Here is a 17,384-nt window from a genome sequence, read left to right as displayed (position 1 = left end):
TGCGCCGGGAATCATGCGTTTCTCTCCGGATTATCTGCGCTGTGCCAGTGAATACGGGCTTAAGAGAGGCCGCCCCGCGGCAGGCCCCGGAAGGATAACAAAAAAGTTATGCGGGATGCGCTTGCCGCCCCAAGACTACAACAGTAGTCAATGAGGGATTCGAAAAAGGAGTCGCTGGCGGGGGCGCCGGTTTGTCTCCACACAAAAAATATCGAGGAGGCGCCCCTTTGTCGGTCGGCTGTAGACTATTTCCGAGCATCGTTGCGGGTGTCGCAATTTTAGTTAGCGCTAACAATGCGTGGGCCGATCCGGATGCCGGATCGCCCGGCGGCGAGTCCGGTACGAGCTTCACGATCGACGACTTCGCCCAGTACAATCCCCGCACGGCGCTCGACATGGTGCGCCGGGTGCCGGGCTTTTCCATCCAGAGCGACGATGACGGCTCACGCGGCTTTGGTCAGGCGACCGGCAATGTGCTGATCGACGGCCAGCGTGTTTCCGGAAAATCGAATGGCGCGGCGGCAGCGCTGCGGCGGATCTCGGCCGACCGCGTCACCCGCATCGACCTGGTCGATGGCGCGCGGCTCGACATTCCGGGCCTCTCCGGACAGGTCGTCAATGTGATCACCAGCGGGGAAGGGGGCCTTTCCGGCACCTGGCGCTGGAAAAGTCGGGTCCGCGAGAACCTGACGCCGTATTTCCATGAGGGCGAAGTGGCCCTCTCCGGCGGCAGCGACGCGCTGAGCTGGAGCCTTGAGGCGAGCAGCCTGCCGGAACGCGGTGCCAATGCAGGCTGGGAAACCACTACCGACGGGGCCAGCGTGCTGCTGGAACGGCGGAAAGAGGATTTCACCTTTATCGCCGACAATGCCTCCGTATCCGGATCGCTGGCCTGGAAGCCGGACAGCGGCGCCGTCGGCAACCTGAACGGCAAGGTCGGGATCTGGCAGTCGGACCTTAAGGAAGTGTCCAAGACTTTCCCGGTCGGGGAAACGGAAGGCCGGCGCCTCTTTCTCAGCGGTGAAGACGAATGGAACGCGGAATTCGGCGGCGACTATGAATTCGGTCTTGGGCCAGGCCGGCTGAAAGGCATTGGCCTGATCCGGCTGGAGCACAGCCCGATCGTCAACAGTTTCACATCCGGCGCCCTTGACGGGACGGACCTTTCCTCGTCGCGTTTCCTTCAGACAACGGATGAAGGGGAATATATTGCCCGGGCGGAATATTCACTGGCCTCGTCCAAAACGCGGGACTGGCAGGTCTCGTTCGAAAACGCCTTCAATTTCCTGGAAGCCGAGTCGGCGCTCAGCGAGTCCGTGGGTGGCGGCCCGTTCGTCGACATCCCGCTCGATGGTGCCAATACGCGCGTCGAGGAAAAGCGGATGGAAGCCAACCTCACGCATAGCCGCCAGCTGATGCCGAAACTGCGGCTGCAGGTGTCTCTGGGGGCGGAGTATTCGGAATTGTCGCAGTCCGGCGACAATGCGAATTTGCGTGAATTCACGCGGCCCAAGGGCTTTGCGAGCCTGTCCTGGCAGGCGCAGCCGAGCCTCAAGGTCACGACGCGGCTGGAGCGCGATGTCGGCCAGCTCAATTTTTCCGATTTCATTTCCTCGGTGAACCTCAACGCCGAAAACGGGCGTGAGGGCAATTCGGAAATCGTGCCCCAGCAGGACTGGACGCTCAGCGTTCAGGCTGAAAAGGACATGAAGGACTGGGGCGCGGCGACGTTCAAGGTCTTCTATTCCGACATTGAAGACATCGTGGACCGCGTGCCGATCGGGACCGGCGACGGCCCCGGCAATCTCGACTCGGCCTGGCAAATCGGCGCGGAAATGGACGTGACCCTGAAGCTCGACAAGCTGGGCGTCGCGGGCGGTGAGCTGAAATCCAATGCGGAATGGTATGACTCCGAGGTGGAAGATCCGCTGACCGGCGTCATGCGCCCGATCAACGGTAATCTTGCCTATTATTTCAATTTCGAATTCCGGCAGGACATTCCGAATTCCGACTGGGCCTGGGGCGCCCTCGTCGACCGTTACAAGGTGCACTATTATTACCAGCTGGGTGAGCGGGGCATTGAATTCGGCGAGCCCGGCTATTCCAATGCCTTCATTGAACGGAAGAATTTTTACGGCATGACCGCCACGTTTGCCGTCGGGAATCTGCTCAACCAGCAGGACGGGTTCGAGCGCCAAATCTATTCACCCAACCGGCTGGGTTCGGTCGTGCGCAAGGAAAGCCGCGGGCGCCGCTTTGGCCCGATCGCGATTTTCGAACTGAAGGGAACGTTCTAGGCGGGGGTCGCCAGCCGCCCGATGCGGCGGACTTCCCAGCGGAGGTCCACGCCCTGTGTGTCGCGCACGCGGGCGCGGACAAGTTCGCCAAGGGCTTCAAGGTCGGCCGCGGTCGCGTCGCCCGTATTGATCAGGAAGTTGCAGTGCATGGGCGAGACCTGCGCGCCGCCGACTTTCAGGCCCCGGCAGCCCGCCGCGTCGATGAGCTTCCAGGCGGAGCGCTGGTCCGGCGTGCCGGGCGGGTCCGGATTGGCGAAGGTGGAACCGGAGGTCTTTTCCCTGATCGGCTGGGTCTCGCTGCGGCGGGCCTGCAGCGCTTCGATGGCGGCGAGGATGGTTGCTGGGTCGTCCGTGCCCGTCCCTTCGAGGATGAGGCGCGTGACGATCAGATCGTCCGGCAGGTCCGTGTGGCGGTAGGAAAAATGCGCTTCCGGCTGGGCGCCCGGCTTGCCGGGGCCGCGATACGCGGCCTTCGAGCCGTCGCGCCGGAAACCATGCAGGGCAACCAGCCCGTCGCGCAGTTCGCGCCCGTAACAGCCTGCATTGGTGCGCGTCGCGCCGCCGATGGAGCCGGGAATACCGGACAGGAATTCGAGGCCCGTGATGCCGTTGGCCGCGGCAGTCTTCGCCACGGCAAGGTCCAGCGCCCCGGCGCGGGCCTCGACGGTGATGCCGTCCAGCGCGTCCACCTGTCCCCAGTATTTTCCCATCAGGCGGATCACGACGCCATCGATGCCGCCATCACGCACGATGACGTTCGAGCCGACACCGAGCACCGTGACAGGAATGGCCGGGTCCAGCGCTGTAAGGAAATCGCCGAGGTCTTCTTCATCCGCGGGTAGGAACAGGGCGTCCGCCGGCCCGCCCACCCGGAACCAGGTGTAAGGGGCCAGCGGCGCGTTTTCGATGATCTTGCCGCGCACGGGGGGAAGGGGGAACGCCGTCATGCGCTTGGCGTTCCCCTGACTTGGGGCCGCTGTCAAGCGGCGGCCCCCGCCTTGCGTCCGCCATACCAGTCGACATTGCGGGTCATGTACATGGTGAGCGCGATGGCTGCGAAGCTCGCGAGCGCCCCGGCGAGCAGGGCATGGCTCTCGGCCCGCATCAGCACATAGATGAGGCCGTAAATGCCGGACAGGATGCCAAGGGCGCGCAAGCCATAGGCGCGGGAGCGGAAGACGCTCATCGCATAGGCCGAGATGAGGCCCACCGTCATCACCGCCGCGATCAGGAACGCGCCGTCGAAGCCCATCCGCTCGGCAAAGGCGAGCAGCAGGATATAGAAGATCGACTGGGCGAGCCCCACCAGTACGTATTGCGCCGGGTGGGCCCGCGCCCCGCTCGTCACCTCGAACAGGAACCAGGCGAGGAAAACGAAGCCGATGAACATGGCGGCGTATTTCAGCGCCCGCTCGACGCTCTGATACGGGCTGACTTCCTTCATGAAGCGGACGGCCATGTCGCGGCGATTGTATTCGGTGACGTCCGAAAGCTCGATATTGCTGCCGGCGCCGGCAATGTCGCGGGCGAGATAGGGCACGCGCCAGCTGGCGGTGAAGCCTTCGACGCCTTTCACGCTGGCCGTGTGGCTATCCGGCAGCTTGCCGCCCTGGAAGCTCGGATCGTCCCAGTTGCTCTTGAGGGAGAAGCTGGTGTCCTTGGCAAAGGGCCCGACGGCGAACCGCTCGGCGCCGGTGAGGCGCAGGGCCGCCGTCACGCGGATCGGCGTTTCGGCGGTTTGCAGATCCCCGATCACGCCGCCGGCGAGGCTCACCCCGGAAGAGGGGACCGGCTGGTAGGCCTGGTCCATGCCATAGCGATAGGGCGCGGGCTCCATGGCGACCGGCTTGCCATTGGCCGTGACGCGGAAGGCCTCGCGGATGCCGCGCGTGTCGGAAACGCCCATATAGAGGCGCGCATCGGCCCAGACCGGTTCGGCCCCTTCGGGCAAGGCAGCCCGCAGCGCACCGGGATCGAAGGTCGCGTCGAAGGTCACATGCGCATCGAAAACGGGAATGGTGTGGATACCGCGCTTTCGCTCCGTCACCTGAACATCCGCGTCCGCCGTGCCGGTTTCGGCGAAGGCGATGGCGTTGCCGTAGACGACATCGTTCGGCCGGGCCGGGTTCGGCGCGCGCGAAAAAGGCAGGACCAGCACCGGGCCGAGCAGGCTTTGCGAGCCGCCGATCGCCTGGCTGACCTCAGTGAGGGCGCGGTCGGCGCCCATGCGCCGGTCCTGCACGACGCCGAACACGAACAGGGCCGGGATCGCCATGAGCAGCGCGAGGCCGCAGACGAGCAACAGCTTCAGGCCCGCGGAGCGTTGGGGAATGAATTGGGCAAGGGGATTGGCCGGCGGTCCGGCCTGCGAAGTCTCTGACACTTTCTGTCCTCCGGGCATGTGGAGGCTGCCCTCATGAAGGACGGACACGGCAGGGGCAGGGCGCCCAGGCGGCACCGGGAAGGAGAGATTACGGAAAGTTCAGGGCAGGGTCAGGCCGCGAGACCTGTCACCTGCAACAGTTCAGCCAGACAGTCAGGCACCTCACGGCCACCTGTATCTAGCGTGTAAGTGCAATAAGGATTGGGATCCCATCGGCGTGCCTGCACGGCTTCCATCGTCACGGGGGCCAGTCCCTCGATCCCTGTCTCACGGGTCTGGAGGCGGGTGTGGACTTCATCGGGGTCCGAACAAACGATCTCGATCTCGACGATTTCCGCCCCGGCTGATCGCGCGATGTCCCGCCAGCCCTGACGTGCTGCTTCGATGGCATTCACCGCATCGACGATCACATCACGCCCCGCCTGCAGGTGATGCGTGGCCAGTTCATAGCCCCGCTTGTAGCCGCCTGTCCCCACGTCGAAGTCTGCGCCGTTCAGGTCGCGCAAAGCCTGTTCAAAGACATCAATCCGCAAATATTCCGCGCTGGCCCGCTCGGCGAGCAGCCGGCCGAGTGTGGATTTTCCAGAACCCGGCAAGCCCGACAGCATCACCAGCCGGGCCATTGCACTTATGCCTGCTGGTGCTGGATGGCGCCGTGGCAGTGCTTGTATTTCTTGCCGGAGCCGCAGGGGCAGAGCGAGTTGCGCGGCGTGTTCGACCAGTCATCCTCTGCCTGGTGCAGGGCCGGGCCCGGCGGCACGGACGTGTCGGCGGGGTCCATTTCATTGACGCCAGTATCGGGGTCGAGATGGGTCTCGTGGACTTCCGGCAGCGTCGGCATCGGCGGGACCGGCGCGGGCGCGGGGCGCCGTTGCGGTGCCGGCTGCTGAGGCGCTTGCTGAGCCTGGGGCTGCTGCACGCGAATGTGCATGAGCGACCGCGTGACCGTGGCACGCAGTTCTTCGAGCAGGCTGTGGAACAGGTTGAAGGCTTCCGACTTGAATTCGTTCAGCGGGTCACGCTGGCCGTAGGAGCGAAGGTGGATGACCGAGCGCAGCTGGTCGATCATCTGCAGGTGTTCGCGCCAGCGCATGTCGAGCACCTGAAGCAGGATCTGCTTTTCGATGCGGCGCATCTGGTCGGCGCCGACGGCGTCGGTGATCGCCTTGTAGACCGTGCTGACGGCCTCGCGGATGCGGCCGGCGACTTCCTTGTTGGCAACGCCTTCTTCGGCAGCCCATTTGTCGACCGGCAGGTCGATGGCGAAATCGTTGCGCATCGCTTCGCGAAGGCCCACGACATCCCATTGTTCCGCATACGCCTTTTCCGGCATGGTGCGGGTGACGAGGGCATGGATCACATGATCGCGCATTTCGTCGATGATGTCGGAGACGTCGTCGGCGCGCATGAAGTCCATGCGCTGTTCGAAGATGGCCTTGCGCTGGTCGTTGATCACGTCGTCATATTTGAGGACGTTCTTGCGGATCTCGAAGTTGCGCTGCTCGATCTTCTTCTGGGAGGTCTCCATCGCCTTGTTCATCCAGGGATGGGTGATGCCCTCGTCTTCCTTGATGCCGAGGCGGCGCATGACCGCATCCATCCGCTCGGCGGCGAAAATGCGCATCAGGTCGTCTTCGATGGAAATGTAGAATTTCGATTTGCCGGGGTCGCCCTGACGGCCCGTCCGGCCGCGCAGCTGGTTGTCGATGCGGCGGCTTTCGTGGCGCTCCGTACCCAGAACGTAGAGCCCGCCCGCATCCAGCGCGCGCTTTTTCTTGACTTCGATTTCGGCCCTGATCTGCGATGCCATGAGTGACGTTTCGCCCTCGGTCAGCTCACGGTCGAGCTCGGCTTCCTTCTTCGTCCTCTCCTGATCCATGCGCATGTCGAAATTGCCGCCCAGCTGGATGTCGGTGCCGCGGCCGGCCATGTTGGTGGCCACCGTCACGGCGCCCGGCACGCCGGCATCGGCGACGATGAAGGCTTCCTGCTCGTGATGGCGCGCATTCAGCACCTTGTGCGGAATCTTCGCCGCCGTCAGCAAATTGGAGAGGAGTTCGGATTTCTCGATCGAGGCGGTGCCGAGCAGGATCGGCTGGCCCTTGGCATGGCACTCGCGCACTTCCTTGACGATTTCGGCATATTTCGCCTTGGCCGTGCGGTAGACGACGTCATCCTCGTCGATCCTCTGGATCGGCTTGTTGGTCGGAAGGTCGATGACTTCCAGCTTGTAGATGTCGGCGAATTCGTCGGCCTCGGTCAGGGCCGTACCGGTCATGCCGGACAGTTTGCCATAGAGGCGGAAATAGTTTTGGAAGGTGATCGAGGCGAGCGTGACGTTCTCGGGCTTGATGTCGACCTTTTCCTTGGCCTCGATGGCCTGGTGCAGGCCTTCGGAGAGGCGGCGGCCTTCCATCATCCGGCCGGTGAACTCGTCAATCAGCATCACCTGGCTGTCCTTGACGATGTAATCCTTGTCGCGGGAATAGAGCTTGTGCGCCCGAAGCGCCTGGTTGGCGTGATGGACCAGCGAAATATTGTGCGGTTCCCAGAGCGAGCCTTCGAGCAGGCCGGCTTCTGCCATCCATGTCTCGATCTTCTCGGTGCCGGTTTCGCTGTAGGTGACCGAGCGCTGCTTCTCGTCGAGTTCGAAGTCTTCTTCTGCAAGGCGCGGGATCATCGCGTCGATCTTGATATAGAGATCGGAGCGGTCGTCGGTCGGGCCGGAAATGATCAGCGGCGTGCGGGCTTCGTCGATCAGGATGGAGTCGACTTCGTCGACGATGGCGAAGTGGTGGCCGCGCTGGGCCATCTGCTCCAGCGCATACTTCATGTTGTCGCGCAGATAGTCGAAGCCGAATTCGTTGTTGGTGCCGTAGGTGATGTCGGCGGCGTAGGCGGCCTTGCGTTCCTCGTCGGTGATGCCGTGGACGATGACGCCGGTGGACATGCCGAGGAAGCCATAGATCTGGCCCATCCATTCCGCATCGCGGCGGGCGAGATAGTCGTTGACGGTAACGACATGCACGCCCTTGCCTTCGAGGGCGTTGAGATAGGCGGCGAGCGTTGCCACCAGCGTCTTGCCTTCACCGGTGCGCATTTCGGCGATGGCGCCGGAATGCAGGATCATGCCGCCCATCAGCTGCACGTCGAAATGGCGCATTCCGGTGGCACGCCTGGCCGCTTCGCGGGTGACGGCAAAGGCCTCTTCCAGCAACGAATCGAGGCTGGCGCCATCGGCGAGCCGCTTGCGGAATTCGGCGGTTTTTCCCTTGAGCGCGCTGTCGGACAGCGCCTCCATCATGGGCTCCAGCGCATTGATCCGGTTCACACGGGCCCTCAGGGGCTTCAGCTTGCGCTCGTTGACAGAACCGAAAATCTTACGCGCGACGGAGAGCATATCTGGCAGTACCCATCAGATTTGTGGCGGCAAATCACGAATCCTGACCGTTCTACCGCACAGGACGTTTGCGGGTTCACCCACCGTTTTGTGCCGCCCGAACCCTCTCGACCGGCACGCGGGTGAGACTTAAGAACGCCGCATTGGGGTGTCAATGCAGCGCCCTCAGCCACCGGGAGTGTTAATTGTGCCGAAACTGATGGCTTTCCGGGCGGGGATCCGCCCCCTCGTCGCCGCGTCTCTCGTCGCCCTGATTTGCGCCTGTGGTGCCCCGCCGGCGGAGGAAACCCCGGTCCAGGTCGACGGGGCCGTTGCCGCCATCGTCAATGGCGACCGGATCTATGTCTCCGATGTCGAGCTGGAGGCGGTTGCCCGCGGCCTCGTCTCGCCGGGACAGAAAATCGGCCCTGGCAATGCCGATTATGACGCCGTCCTGGGCCAGCTGATCGAGGAAACCCTGATGGCCCAGGAGGCGATCCGCCGGGGGCTGGACAAGGATCCGACCTCTCAGCGGCGCCTCGCACGGGCCCGCGACCGCATCCTTGGCAACCTGCTCGTGGAGAGCGTGGTCGCCGCCGAAGTGACCGAGACCGACATCGAAGCCATGTACAAGGCGCAGGTCTCCCTGCAGCAGGATGATGACCAGGTGCTGGTCGCCCACATTCTCGTGCCGACCGAGGAAGAGGCCCAGGAACTGTTCGAACGGATCCGGGAAGGCGAGAATTTCGACAGCCTCGTCGCCAGCCATTCGCAGGACAGCGCCACACGGATGGAGAAGGGGAGCCTCGGCTATGTCTCGCCGAATGACGAGCCGGAGCCGTTCCCCGTCGTGATCGCCAATACCGGCGTCGGCGAGGTCTCGCCGCCCTTCCAGTCGGCCGATGGCTGGCACATCCTGAAAGTGAAGGACCGCCGGTCGAAGCCGCCGCAGACGCGCGAGGAAATGCGGCCGGAAATCGTCACCTTCCTGACCTTCGAGCAGATGGCCAAGCTGATCCGGCGCCTGAAGGCGGAAGCCAAGGTGCTGCGGGGCGAGCCGGCCCTCGACGAGTCGTCCACGACGCCGTACAGGCTTCCCGATTCCGATGCGGAAGCCCCGCCGGAAGAAGCGTCAGACCCCAGACCGCCAGGAACCGAGCTTTGAACCTTACCCCTTCGCCTTTCGCGCCCGCCAGCTTTCCGCACCTGCCAGAGGTCAAAGGGGTCCGCGCCGCGACGGGCTCGCGTGGCTTCTATGCGCGCCGGGGCGTGACACGTGACGACGTGTTCCTCTTTGCCTTTGACGAAGGCACGACCTGCGCCGGGGTCTATACCGTTTCGCGCACCGCTTCGGCGGACGTGCGCTGGTGCCGCGAGGCGCTGAAGGAAGGCAAGGGCCTCGCCCGCGCGCTGGTCGCCAATTCAGGCAATTCCAATGCCTTCACCGGCCCGAAAGGCCGGGACAAGAACGAAGCGACGCTGGCCGCGCTGGTGGCGACGCTGGGTGTGCCGAAGGAACAGTGCTTCCTCGCTGCAACCGGCGTGATCGGTGAGCCGCTGCCGGACCCGAACTATGTCGGCGCCTTCATCCCCGAGCTTGCAGCCAAGCTCAGCCCGCCGGACTGGGAAGCGGCCACGCGGGCTTTCATGACGACGGACACGTTCACGAAAGCAGCCGGCACCAGCCTCGACATGGACGGCACCACGGTCAATTTCGCGGGCATCATCAAGGGCTCCGGCATGATCGCGCCGAATATGGCGACCATGCTGGGCTATATCTTCACCGATGCCGCGGTCGCCCCCGACGTGCTGCAGGAAGTGTTGCAAGACATCACGGACGAGACCTTCAACTGCATCACCGTGGATGGCGACACTTCGACCTCCGACACGGTCATGGTGTTTGCGACCGGGGCGAGCGGCGTGGCGCCGATCACGTCGCGGGACGATCCGCGCCTCGATTCGCTTGCCATGGCGCTGCACTCGGTCTGCCTGGAACTCGCCCAGCTGGTCGTGAAGGACGGGGAAGGGGCGCAGAAATTCGTCACCATCGAAGTCACAGGCGCCGCCTCGCACCTCTCGGCCCAGATCATTGCCGCCCACATCGCCAATTCGCCGCTGATCAAGACGGCGATGGCGGCGGGCGATGCCAATTGGGGCCGGATCGTCATGGCGGTCGGCAAATCGCTGGAGCCGATCGACGACGAGGCGCTCGCCATCTGGTTCGACGATGTCCAGGTGGCCAAGGACGGCGCCCGCATGCCGGACTACAGCGAAGCGGCGGCGAGCGCGGTCTTCGCGAAGCGTGAGTTCACGATCCGCGTCGATGTCGGCGCCGGCGACCAGTCGGCCACGATGTGGACCTGCGACCTGACGCACGGCTATGTCGACATCAACGGGGCCTACCGGACATGAGCGGCCCGCTGCTGCTGGTCGTTGCTGCCGCACTCTACAATGAAAAGGGCGAAATCCTGCTGGCCCAGCGGCCGGAAGGAAAGCAGCTGGCAGGCCTGTGGGAGTTTCCGGGCGGCAAGGTCGAGCCGGGCGAAACGCCGGAAGCGGCGCTGAAGCGCGAACTGCTGGAAGAATTGGGTGTCACGGTTAACGAAGCGGATCTTTTGCCGCTCACATTCGCCAGTTTCGATTACACCAAATTTCACCTGCTGATGCCATTATACGCCTGTCATGCCTGGCGTGGCGAAGTGCATCCGCGCGAGGGACAGTCTGTCGCCTGGGTGCCTCCGTCGCGCTTGTCTGACTATCCGGCGCCTCCGGCAGACATCCCTCTGTTCGAAGTGCTCTCGGGTAAACCCTGACGGAGCGACTATGCGAACGAAGTCCACTGCCCTCCTGAAGCGCCTTCTTTCCGATGAAAGTGGTGCGACGGCTGTTGAGTACACGCTCGTCATGGCGCTGATCGCCATTGCGATCATCGGATCGATCACCTCGATCGGCGTCAACATCAACGGCAAGATGAACACCATCGCAACCTCCATCGAAAATTGATGAAGCGCGCCTGACCGTCCGGGTCAGGACGGGTCTTTTTTCCCGATAACATCCGCCAGGCTCACCGTGGCGCTGCCGGGTTTCAGCGGCTGTGGCTGGCCGGGGGCCGGCGCCCAGCCGGACACATGCACAATCTCGAAACTTGCACGCACCCGCCCGTCGGGATCGGCGAACCGTTCCGTATAGAGCTCCATGGCCCGCATCAGGACGCGGCGCGGCAAGGGCTGGACCTGGCCATGGCCGAAGGCCGTGCGTTCGCCCATGCCTTTCAGGTCCGCCAACAGGCGCATCGGGTTCCGGTAGCGCACGATGACGCTGTCCCGATCGGCGACCGGCAGGGCAAATCCGGCTCGCTGCATCAGGGCTGCCATGTCGCGCAGGCCCGGCAGGGGCGAGAGGCGTGCCGCGGCCCCGCCGGTCAACGCGGTTTCCGCTTCCATCAGGCATTCGCGCAGTTCCCCCAGCGTGCCCGCACCGAACAGCGCGCCCAGGAACAGGCCGTCCGGCTTCATCGCCTGCCGGATCCGGACCAGCGTGCCGGGCAGATCGTTGACCCAGTGCAGCGACAGCGCTGACAGGACGAGATCGTAGCGGCCTTCGGCGAGGTCCGGCGTTTCCTCATCGCCGGCATGTGCGGCGACGCCTGCGGCCGCGGCCTGCCGCACCATTCCGGGCGACAGGTCGGACGCCTCCATCGCCGCCACCCGCCCGGTCGCCAGCGCAGCCGCCGCAAGGCGCCCATCATGGCAGCCGAGGTCCAGCCCGCATCCGAACGTGTGCGCCGTGTCCTGAAGGCGCTCGCAAAGATCGCTCGACACCCGGTCTTTCAGGAACGCATAGTCCGCATAGGTTGCCGCGGCGCGGTCGCGATTGCGGGCAAGGCGCGCCCGGTCGAACAGGCGGGGGGCAGATGGGGGAGTGCCGGGCGGCGTCATGGCGCGCGATATGGACCACGAGCGCCGGGCGGCAAAGGCCTTTCTGCGGCAGGCGGCGGACTTCATCTGGCCGCCGCGGTCCCTTGTCAGCCGCGACCGGGGTGCCGGGAAGGGGCCGCTCAGCCCGGCGGAGTTTTCAAGGATCCGGTTTCTGGATGGTGCCGTGTGCGACCGGTGCGGCATGCCGCTGGGCGTCGATACCGGGGCCGGCGGCGTATGCGCTGCCTGTATCGCCCGGCCGCCGCGCTGGAACCGGGCGCGGGCGGCGTTCGTCTACGACCCCCAGTCCCGGCGCCTGGTGCTGGACCTGAAACGCTCCGGCCGCCGGGACGGGCTTGCGACGTTCGGCAGCTGGATGATGCGGGCAGGGGGCGCCCTGATTGTGGAGGCGGACCTGATCGTGCCGGTGCCGCTGCACTATGTCCGCCTTGCCGGGCGGGGCTTCAACCAGTCCGCCTGGCTGGCCCGGACCGTTGCGCGCCTGTCCGGCACGCCGATGCGGGTCGATGCGCTGAAACGGACGCGCCGCACGCCGACGCAGGGCGGCCTCTCAGCCCGCGCCCGTAAGCGCAACGTGGCCGGCGCATTTGAAGTCCGCAAACGCAGCGTTCCGTTTGTGGCGGGCAAGCGGGTGCTGCTGGTGGATGATGTGCTGACCACCGGGGCGACCCTGTCGGCCTGCGTGCGTGCCCTGAAACAGGCAGGCGCACATGAGGTGGACGTTTTGGTGCTGGCACGCGTTGTCCGCGAAACGGATGTCACCATATAATTATCTGGAACATTTCCAACGGAGCGCTGAATGGCGAAAGTCACCATCTATACCCGCATGTTCTGCCCCTACTGCACGCGGGCGGTGTCCCTGCTGAAGGACAAGCAGGTCGATTTCGAGGAAATCGATGCCGGGATGAGCGCCGAGAAAAAGGCGGAGATGGTCCAGCGCTCGAATGGCGGGCGGACCTTCCCGCAGATATTCATTGGCGACCGGCATATCGGCGGCTGCGACGACATGATGGCGCTGGAACGGGCCGGCAAGCTGGATGCCCTGCTGGCGCAGGCATGAATGAGGTAAACGGGTGATCCGCTACGCACTCTTCTGCAAGGCCTGCGAGGGGGAGTTCGAGGCATGGTTTGCCTCGTCCGCGGCCTTTGATTCGCAGAAGGAGAAGCGCCAGGTGCGCTGCGCGGTGTGCAATTCCTCGCGGGTCGAAAAGCAGATCATGGCCCCGGCCGTAAAGACCACGAAAGCGAAAGAAGCGCCCGCGGATCCGGAAAAGCTGATGCAGGCCTTCGCGGAAAAGGCGCGCCAGCACGTGGCGGACAATTTCGACTATGTTGGCGGCGCGTTCGCTGAGGAAGCCCGCTCCATGCACTATGGCGAGCAGGCGCATCGCCCGATCTGGGGCGAGACCACGGCCGAGGAGCGCGAGGCGCTGCAGGAGGAGGGCGTGCCGGCCGCACCCCTTCCGGCAGCCTTCACCCCGCCGGTCCCCAAGCCCAAGGGGCCTGTCAACTGACGCAGCGACGGCGCATTGCCACGCTTGACCCGTGCCGCGCCTTCGATATTACGGCCTGAGCACGGATTTTACGGGGAGAAGCCTCTCATGGCGGCTGGCGAATACCACCACGGCGAAATGGACATCCACGACCAGCAGGCAACGTGGGACGGGTTCCTGAAATTCTCGGTCTGGGGCAGCCTCATGCTGGCGCTCATGCTGGGCCACGCCATCCTGACCATCCCGCTGGGCATGCACTGGGCCGTGTCGCTCGGCATCATGACCCTCGTCGGCGTCATCGCCGGCCTCGTGATGAACCTTGGCGGCCGCTGGTTTGCCACTGTGGTCCTGCTGCTACTGCTGGGCCTGTTCGTCCAGTTCATGATCTGGCTGTTCGCCGTCATGATCTGATGCCGTCTCCGGCCGGATCGGAAGCGATCAGGCCGGGACCGTCTCTGCACAGTCAGCGCACAGCGCTTCGGCCGGGTCTGCCTCGAGACGGGGAAGCCCGATCTGGCTGTCGCAGGTCAGGCAGAATCCATAGCGTCCATGGCTCATCCGGGCGAGCGCCGCTTCGATTCGTGCAAGGTCGCGTTCGGCGCAGCGGCGCACCGGCACACCGTCCGGAAGCGTCTCGCCCGTTATACGCGGGCCGCGGGCAGGGGTTGCATCGCCAGGCTTCATCTAATTTGATGCTGCGACTCCTTTAAGGGGTTGGCAAGGCTGAAGAAGCCAAACAAAACGAAGCCATATCGACAAGCGCAAAAGGCGTGCACGAAATCCGGCCACGGAGAAATGGATGGCAGGTTCCCCCCTGATAATGACTGACGTCACCAAGCGCTTTGGCGGGTTCACGGCGGTGGACCGGCTGTCGCTGGAAGTGCCGGAAGGGCAGATCATCGGCTTCCTCGGCCCGAACGGTGCCGGCAAGTCGACCAGCCTGCGCATGGCGCTGGGCGTGGTGCCGCCGGACAGCGGCGATGTGCGCCTGTTCGGCCGCAAGCCGGATGTCGGGACGTTGCAGCGCGTCGGCTTTCTCCCGGAGGAGCGCGGCCTCTACAAGAAGATGACGGCCCGCGACACGATCATTCATTTCGCGCGCCTGAAAGGGCTCAGCGCCGGCGCCGCGCGCGAGCGTGCGAACGCCCTGCTTGAGGCGACTGGTCTCGCCGAGTTCCGCACCTCGCGAATTTCGAAACTGTCGAAGGGCATGGCGCAGAAGGTGCAGATCCTGTCCACGCTGGCGCACGCGCCGGATTTCCTGATCCTCGACGAACCCTTCTCCGGTCTCGACCCGGTGAACCAGCAGATCCTGGAAGATCTGATCCGCTCTGAACATGCGCGCGGCGCAACGATTCTCTTCTCCACCCATGTCATGGAGCACGCCGAACGCCTGTGCGACCGGATCGTGATGATGGCGCGAGGGCGCAAAGTGTTCGACGGTACGCTGGACGGTGCGTTCGCGACGCTCGACAAGGGCGCAAGCCTCGATGTGGAGGAGGGGTTCGATCTCGTCTCCGCGCTGGCGCCGAAAGGCTTTGACCTGCAACGCGCCGCCTCGCGCGGGCATGGCGATGCTTGGCGGATCAGCCTGAAGCCGGGGCAGGGGCCACAGGATGTGCTGCGCGCCGCGATTGAAGCCGGCGCACCGATTACCGGCTTTGCCCCCGACGAGGCGCGCCTGCGCGATGTGTTCGTGTCCCTGGTCGGAGAGGCCGAGGCGGCCGCGCTCGACCGGAGCGCCGCGCAGGACGCCGCCAGGCAGGAAGGAGTGCCGGCCGAATGAGGAATATCTATCTCATCTTCCGCCGCGACTATCTCGGCTATGTGAAGGCATGGGGCTTCTGGCTGAGCCTTGCGGCCGTTCCGATCTTCATGCTGATCGGGGCGCTGTTCGCCACGTTCGCCGCGCAGTCCTCGCCGGTGCGCTATTATGCTGTGGTGGAACCCGGCCGGATGTTTGCCGATGCCATCGATGCCCAGTTCTCGATGGATGAGGAAGACGAACAGCGGGAAGTGCAGGAGACGGTTGAGCGCATGAACCTGTCGGTCGGCGCAGACCAGGCCGCCATGACCGCGCCTCTGCGCGAGCGCAAGTTCATAGAGGTGACCCCGCCCGCACGCGATCTTGACGGATTGCGCCCTTACCTCATGGGCGAAAAAACCGTCGCAGGCCCGGCAGGGGACAAGGCGCTGTTTGCCGCCTTCATATTGTCCGCAGACGGACGGGAGCTGGAATACTGGAGTGAGGACGTGAATGTCGGCACGCTGCGCTATGCAGCGCGCGATGCCTCCCGCCGGCTCGCCCGCGAAACGGCGCTGAGGCAGGCCGGGCTGGATGTCGATTTCATCGAAGCGGCGGAAGACAATTCCGTGGATGTGCCGGCCCGCCGCATCCGGACCGCCGACGAGCAGGAAACCGCCGGGGCGGAAGTCACGCTGGCAGACCGGGCACCGGTCTTCGTCGCCGGGGGGCTCGCCTATTTCCTCTGGCTGATGATCTTCTCGATCATCCAGTATCTCCTGATGGGCACGATCGAGGAACGCTCGAACAAGATATTCGACACGCTGCTGACCTCGGTGCGGATGCCGCAACTGCTCGCAGGCAAGCTGCTCGCCGTGTTCGCCGTCACGTCCACCATGATGCTGGTCTGGGGCGCCTTCGCGCTTGGCGGCTCGGCGGCGCTGGCGGCGCAGGTGCCGGAAGCGGGCGAAAAGCTCGCGCCGATCATCGCGACCGTGTTCAGCCCGAAGATCGTCATTCCGGGCGTCATCAGCTTCCTGCTCGGCTATGTCATGTACGGCATGGTGTTCATGGCGCTCGGCTCGCTGTGTGACACGATCCAGGAGGCGCAGACGCTGCTCAGCCCGATGATGATCCTGCTCATGCTGCCCATGTTCGCCATCATCATCGCCTTCCAGGATCCGGGCTCGCCGGTGATCGGCATTGCGTCCTGGGTGCCGCTGTTCACGCCCTTCCTGCTGATCCTGCGGATGCCGCATGACCCGCCCTTGTGGGAAGTGCTGGCCCAGATGGGCCTGATGGCGGCAACGGCGCTCATCGTCATGTGGTTCGCCGCCAAGGTGTACCGCGCCGGCGCCGTGAACGGCGCCAGCATCGGTGACCTCGGCAAGATGCTGAAGGGCCTGTTCCGGAAGAAGGCGGTTTAGCCCTCGGCCATTCCGCTGGTACAATGTCCCCACAAAATGAAGAGGTGGGGACATGAGTAAAACGATTTTTGAGGCGCCCGTCCTCCTGTTGGGAGCGGCCTTCACAATTGCCTTCGGCATGATTGTGGTGCCGGCCCTGATCGAGAGCGGAGACATTGCCGGCGCCTTCGCGGCGGGCTTCGTCAATCCGTTTGCCTCCGGCTATTCGTTGGACACGATTCTCTGCGCAGTCATCCTGATGGTCTGGGTGCTCCATGAAAGAAGCACGCTGGGCATCCGGCACGGCTGGGTCGCAATCCCGCTCTCCATCATCCCCGGCGTCGCCCCCGCCTTCGCAATTTATCTCGTGATCCGGTCCAGGCAGCTGAGCGCGCGCCCTTAAACAAAAGCCCCGCCAGATCGCTCTGACGGGGCTTTCAAAACTCTGGTGTAGCAGACGCGCTTACACGATGCCTTCGCGCTGGGCGCGTTTGCGAGCCAGTTTCCGCGCGCGGCGCACGGCTTCGGCGCGCTGGCGGGCTTTCTTCTCGGAGGGCTTCTCGAAGTGCTGGCGGGCTTTCATTTCCCGGAACAGGCCTTCGCGCTGCATCTTCTTCTTGAGCGCGCGCAGGGCTTGCTCGACGTTGTTATCGCGGACGACGATCTGTACTATTTTAATCTCCATCGACTGGGGGCGTCGCCCCGATTGCGTCTAGTTGTCGGCCTGACTGGCCGGAAAGCGGG

At 64.4% G+C, this 17,384-nt stretch carries 19 protein-coding genes; 12 read left to right on the top strand and 7 right to left on the bottom strand.

Going from position 1 to position 17,384, the window contains the following annotated elements:
* The first annotated feature begins 227 nt into the window (after window positions 1–227).
* Entirely contained in the window at window positions 228–2,297 is a 2,070-nt protein-coding gene (locus tag R3C13_RS13770) for a TonB-dependent receptor plug domain-containing protein (RefSeq protein ID WP_371311408.1), read from the top strand.
* Here the strand turns inward: R3C13_RS13770 and murB are convergent.
* From murB to secA, 4 genes are all read right to left on the bottom strand, one after another.
* Window positions 2,294–3,244 (bottom strand): UDP-N-acetylmuramate dehydrogenase, encoded by a 951-nt coding sequence (gene murB, locus R3C13_RS13765; protein WP_371311407.1) that lies wholly within the window; start codon window positions 3,242–3,244, stop codon window positions 2,294–2,296. The genes R3C13_RS13770 and murB overlap by 4 nt on opposite strands.
* A gap of 32 nt (window positions 3,245–3,276) precedes the next feature.
* Complete coding sequence (creD, locus tag R3C13_RS13760; protein ID WP_371311406.1) at window positions 3,277–4,680, bottom strand: cell envelope integrity protein CreD; 1,404 nt, start codon at window positions 4,678–4,680, stop codon at window positions 3,277–3,279.
* A 110-nt stretch (window positions 4,681–4,790) separates the two neighbouring features.
* On the bottom strand, window positions 4,791–5,303 hold the full coding sequence (locus R3C13_RS13755; RefSeq protein ID WP_371311405.1) for an AAA family ATPase: 513 nt from the start codon (window positions 5,301–5,303) through the stop codon (window positions 4,791–4,793).
* Window positions 5,304–5,308: 5 nt separating this feature from the next.
* Window positions 5,309–8,080 (bottom strand): preprotein translocase subunit SecA, encoded by a 2,772-nt coding sequence (secA, locus tag R3C13_RS13750; RefSeq protein WP_371311404.1) that lies wholly within the window; start codon window positions 8,078–8,080, stop codon window positions 5,309–5,311.
* A 187-nt stretch (window positions 8,081–8,267) separates the two neighbouring features.
* Here secA and R3C13_RS13745 point away from each other — a divergent pair, with 187 nt between their 5' ends.
* From R3C13_RS13745 to R3C13_RS13730, 4 genes are read left to right on the top strand one after another with little or no spacing between them, the layout of a single operon-like run.
* Window positions 8,268–9,224 carry a peptidylprolyl isomerase gene (locus R3C13_RS13745; RefSeq protein WP_371311403.1) on the top strand — a complete coding sequence of 319 codons (957 nt, stop codon included), beginning with the start codon at window positions 8,268–8,270 and terminating at the stop codon, window positions 9,222–9,224.
* A complete protein-coding gene (argJ, locus tag R3C13_RS13740; protein ID WP_371311402.1) occupies window positions 9,221–10,471 on the top strand; it encodes a bifunctional glutamate N-acetyltransferase/amino-acid acetyltransferase ArgJ in 1,251 nt (416 codons plus the stop codon). The genes R3C13_RS13745 and argJ overlap by 4 nt, the downstream gene beginning before the upstream one ends.
* Complete coding sequence (mutT, locus tag R3C13_RS13735; protein ID WP_371311401.1) at window positions 10,468–10,872, top strand: 8-oxo-dGTP diphosphatase MutT; 405 nt, start codon at window positions 10,468–10,470, stop codon at window positions 10,870–10,872. The genes argJ and mutT overlap by 4 nt, the downstream gene beginning before the upstream one ends.
* A 10-nt stretch (window positions 10,873–10,882) precedes the next feature.
* Window positions 10,883–11,062, top strand: coding sequence for a Flp family type IVb pilin (locus R3C13_RS13730; RefSeq protein ID WP_371311400.1), 180 nt, complete (start codon window positions 10,883–10,885; stop codon window positions 11,060–11,062).
* A 23-nt stretch (window positions 11,063–11,085) separates the two neighbouring features.
* On the opposite strand, the gene R3C13_RS13725 is transcribed toward R3C13_RS13730, so the two are convergent.
* Complete coding sequence (locus tag R3C13_RS13725; protein WP_371311399.1) at window positions 11,086–11,997, bottom strand: methyltransferase domain-containing protein; 912 nt, start codon at window positions 11,995–11,997, stop codon at window positions 11,086–11,088.
* On the opposite strand from R3C13_RS13725, the gene R3C13_RS13720 reads away from it, so the two are divergent.
* The 4 genes from R3C13_RS13720 (at window position 11,996) to R3C13_RS13705 (ending at window position 13,901) form a co-directional block, all read left to right on the top strand.
* On the top strand, window positions 11,996–12,766 hold the full coding sequence (locus R3C13_RS13720; protein WP_371311398.1) for a ComF family protein: 771 nt from the start codon (window positions 11,996–11,998) through the stop codon (window positions 12,764–12,766). The two genes, R3C13_RS13725 and R3C13_RS13720, sit on opposite strands and share 2 nt — an antisense overlap.
* Before the next feature lie 30 nt (window positions 12,767–12,796).
* A complete protein-coding gene (gene grxC / locus R3C13_RS13715) occupies window positions 12,797–13,057 on the top strand; it encodes a glutaredoxin 3 (RefSeq protein WP_371311397.1) in 261 nt (86 codons plus the stop codon).
* 13 nt (window positions 13,058–13,070) lie between these two features.
* A complete protein-coding gene (locus tag R3C13_RS13710) occupies window positions 13,071–13,511 on the top strand; it encodes a DUF1178 family protein (RefSeq protein WP_371311396.1) in 441 nt (146 codons plus the stop codon).
* Window positions 13,512–13,598: 87 nt separating this feature from the next.
* On the top strand, window positions 13,599–13,901 hold the full coding sequence (locus R3C13_RS13705; protein ID WP_371311395.1) for an aa3-type cytochrome c oxidase subunit IV: 303 nt from the start codon (window positions 13,599–13,601) through the stop codon (window positions 13,899–13,901).
* Between the two features lie 27 nt (window positions 13,902–13,928).
* Here the strand turns inward: R3C13_RS13705 and R3C13_RS13700 are convergent, their stop codons facing one another.
* Window positions 13,929–14,174 (bottom strand): TraR/DksA C4-type zinc finger protein, encoded by a 246-nt coding sequence (locus R3C13_RS13700; RefSeq protein WP_371311394.1) that lies wholly within the window; start codon window positions 14,172–14,174, stop codon window positions 13,929–13,931.
* A gap of 136 nt (window positions 14,175–14,310) precedes the next feature.
* Here R3C13_RS13700 and R3C13_RS13695 point away from each other — a divergent pair, with 136 nt between their 5' ends.
* The 3 genes from R3C13_RS13695 to R3C13_RS13685 are packed head-to-tail and all read left to right on the top strand — an operon-like array spanning window position 14,311 to window position 17,043.
* The gene (locus R3C13_RS13695) at window positions 14,311–15,276 is read left to right on the top strand and encodes an ABC transporter ATP-binding protein (protein ID WP_371311393.1); all 966 of its coding nucleotides are present in this window, start codon (window positions 14,311–14,313) and stop codon (window positions 15,274–15,276) included.
* Entirely contained in the window at window positions 15,273–16,661 is a 1,389-nt protein-coding gene (locus R3C13_RS13690; RefSeq protein WP_371311392.1) for an ABC transporter permease, read from the top strand. The genes R3C13_RS13695 and R3C13_RS13690 overlap by 4 nt, the downstream gene beginning before the upstream one ends.
* A gap of 52 nt (window positions 16,662–16,713) precedes the next feature.
* Entirely contained in the window at window positions 16,714–17,043 is a 330-nt protein-coding gene (locus R3C13_RS13685; RefSeq protein ID WP_371311391.1) for a DUF2834 domain-containing protein, read from the top strand.
* Between the two features lie 60 nt (window positions 17,044–17,103).
* Here the strand turns inward: R3C13_RS13685 and rpsU are convergent, their stop codons facing one another.
* Complete coding sequence (gene rpsU, locus R3C13_RS13680; RefSeq protein WP_371311390.1) at window positions 17,104–17,325, bottom strand: 30S ribosomal protein S21; 222 nt, start codon at window positions 17,323–17,325, stop codon at window positions 17,104–17,106.
* Window positions 17,326–17,384: the final 59 nt, after the last annotated feature.

The organism is Hyphomonas sp. (assembly GCF_041398385.1).
Classification (GTDB): domain Bacteria; phylum Pseudomonadota; class Alphaproteobacteria; order Caulobacterales; family Hyphomonadaceae; genus Hyphomonas.
This window is presented reverse-complemented; position numbering and strand designations above follow the sequence as displayed.

Excerpts from the sequence above, each read along its gene's own strand:
- murB (WP_371311407.1), bottom strand. The coding sequence starts at position 3,244 with ATGACGGCGTTCCCCCTTCCCCCCGTGCGCGGCAAGATCATCGAAAAC.
- R3C13_RS13755 (WP_371311405.1), bottom strand. The coding sequence starts at position 5,303 with ATGGCCCGGCTGGTGATGCTGTCGGGCTTGCCGGGTTCTGGAAAATCC.
- secA (WP_371311404.1), bottom strand. The coding sequence starts at position 8,080 with ATGCTCTCCGTCGCGCGTAAGATTTTCGGTTCTGTCAACGAGCGCAAG.
- mutT (WP_371311401.1), top strand. The coding sequence starts at position 10,468 with ATGAGCGGCCCGCTGCTGCTGGTCGTTGCTGCCGCACTCTACAATGAA.
- R3C13_RS13730 (WP_371311400.1), top strand. The coding sequence starts at position 10,883 with ATGCGAACGAAGTCCACTGCCCTCCTGAAGCGCCTTCTTTCCGATGAA.
- R3C13_RS13720 (WP_371311398.1), top strand. The coding sequence starts at position 11,996 with ATGGCGCGCGATATGGACCACGAGCGCCGGGCGGCAAAGGCCTTTCTG.
- R3C13_RS13725 (WP_371311399.1), bottom strand. The coding sequence starts at position 11,997 with ATGACGCCGCCCGGCACTCCCCCATCTGCCCCCCGCCTGTTCGACCGG.
- grxC (WP_371311397.1), top strand. The coding sequence starts at position 12,797 with ATGGCGAAAGTCACCATCTATACCCGCATGTTCTGCCCCTACTGCACG.
- R3C13_RS13705 (WP_371311395.1), top strand. The coding sequence starts at position 13,599 with ATGGCGGCTGGCGAATACCACCACGGCGAAATGGACATCCACGACCAG.
- R3C13_RS13700 (WP_371311394.1), bottom strand. The coding sequence starts at position 14,174 with ATGAAGCCTGGCGATGCAACCCCTGCCCGCGGCCCGCGTATAACGGGC.
- R3C13_RS13695 (WP_371311393.1), top strand. The coding sequence starts at position 14,311 with ATGACTGACGTCACCAAGCGCTTTGGCGGGTTCACGGCGGTGGACCGG.
- R3C13_RS13690 (WP_371311392.1), top strand. The coding sequence starts at position 15,273 with ATGAGGAATATCTATCTCATCTTCCGCCGCGACTATCTCGGCTATGTG.
- R3C13_RS13685 (WP_371311391.1), top strand. The coding sequence starts at position 16,714 with ATGAGTAAAACGATTTTTGAGGCGCCCGTCCTCCTGTTGGGAGCGGCC.
- rpsU (WP_371311390.1), bottom strand. The coding sequence starts at position 17,325 with ATGGAGATTAAAATAGTACAGATCGTCGTCCGCGATAACAACGTCGAG.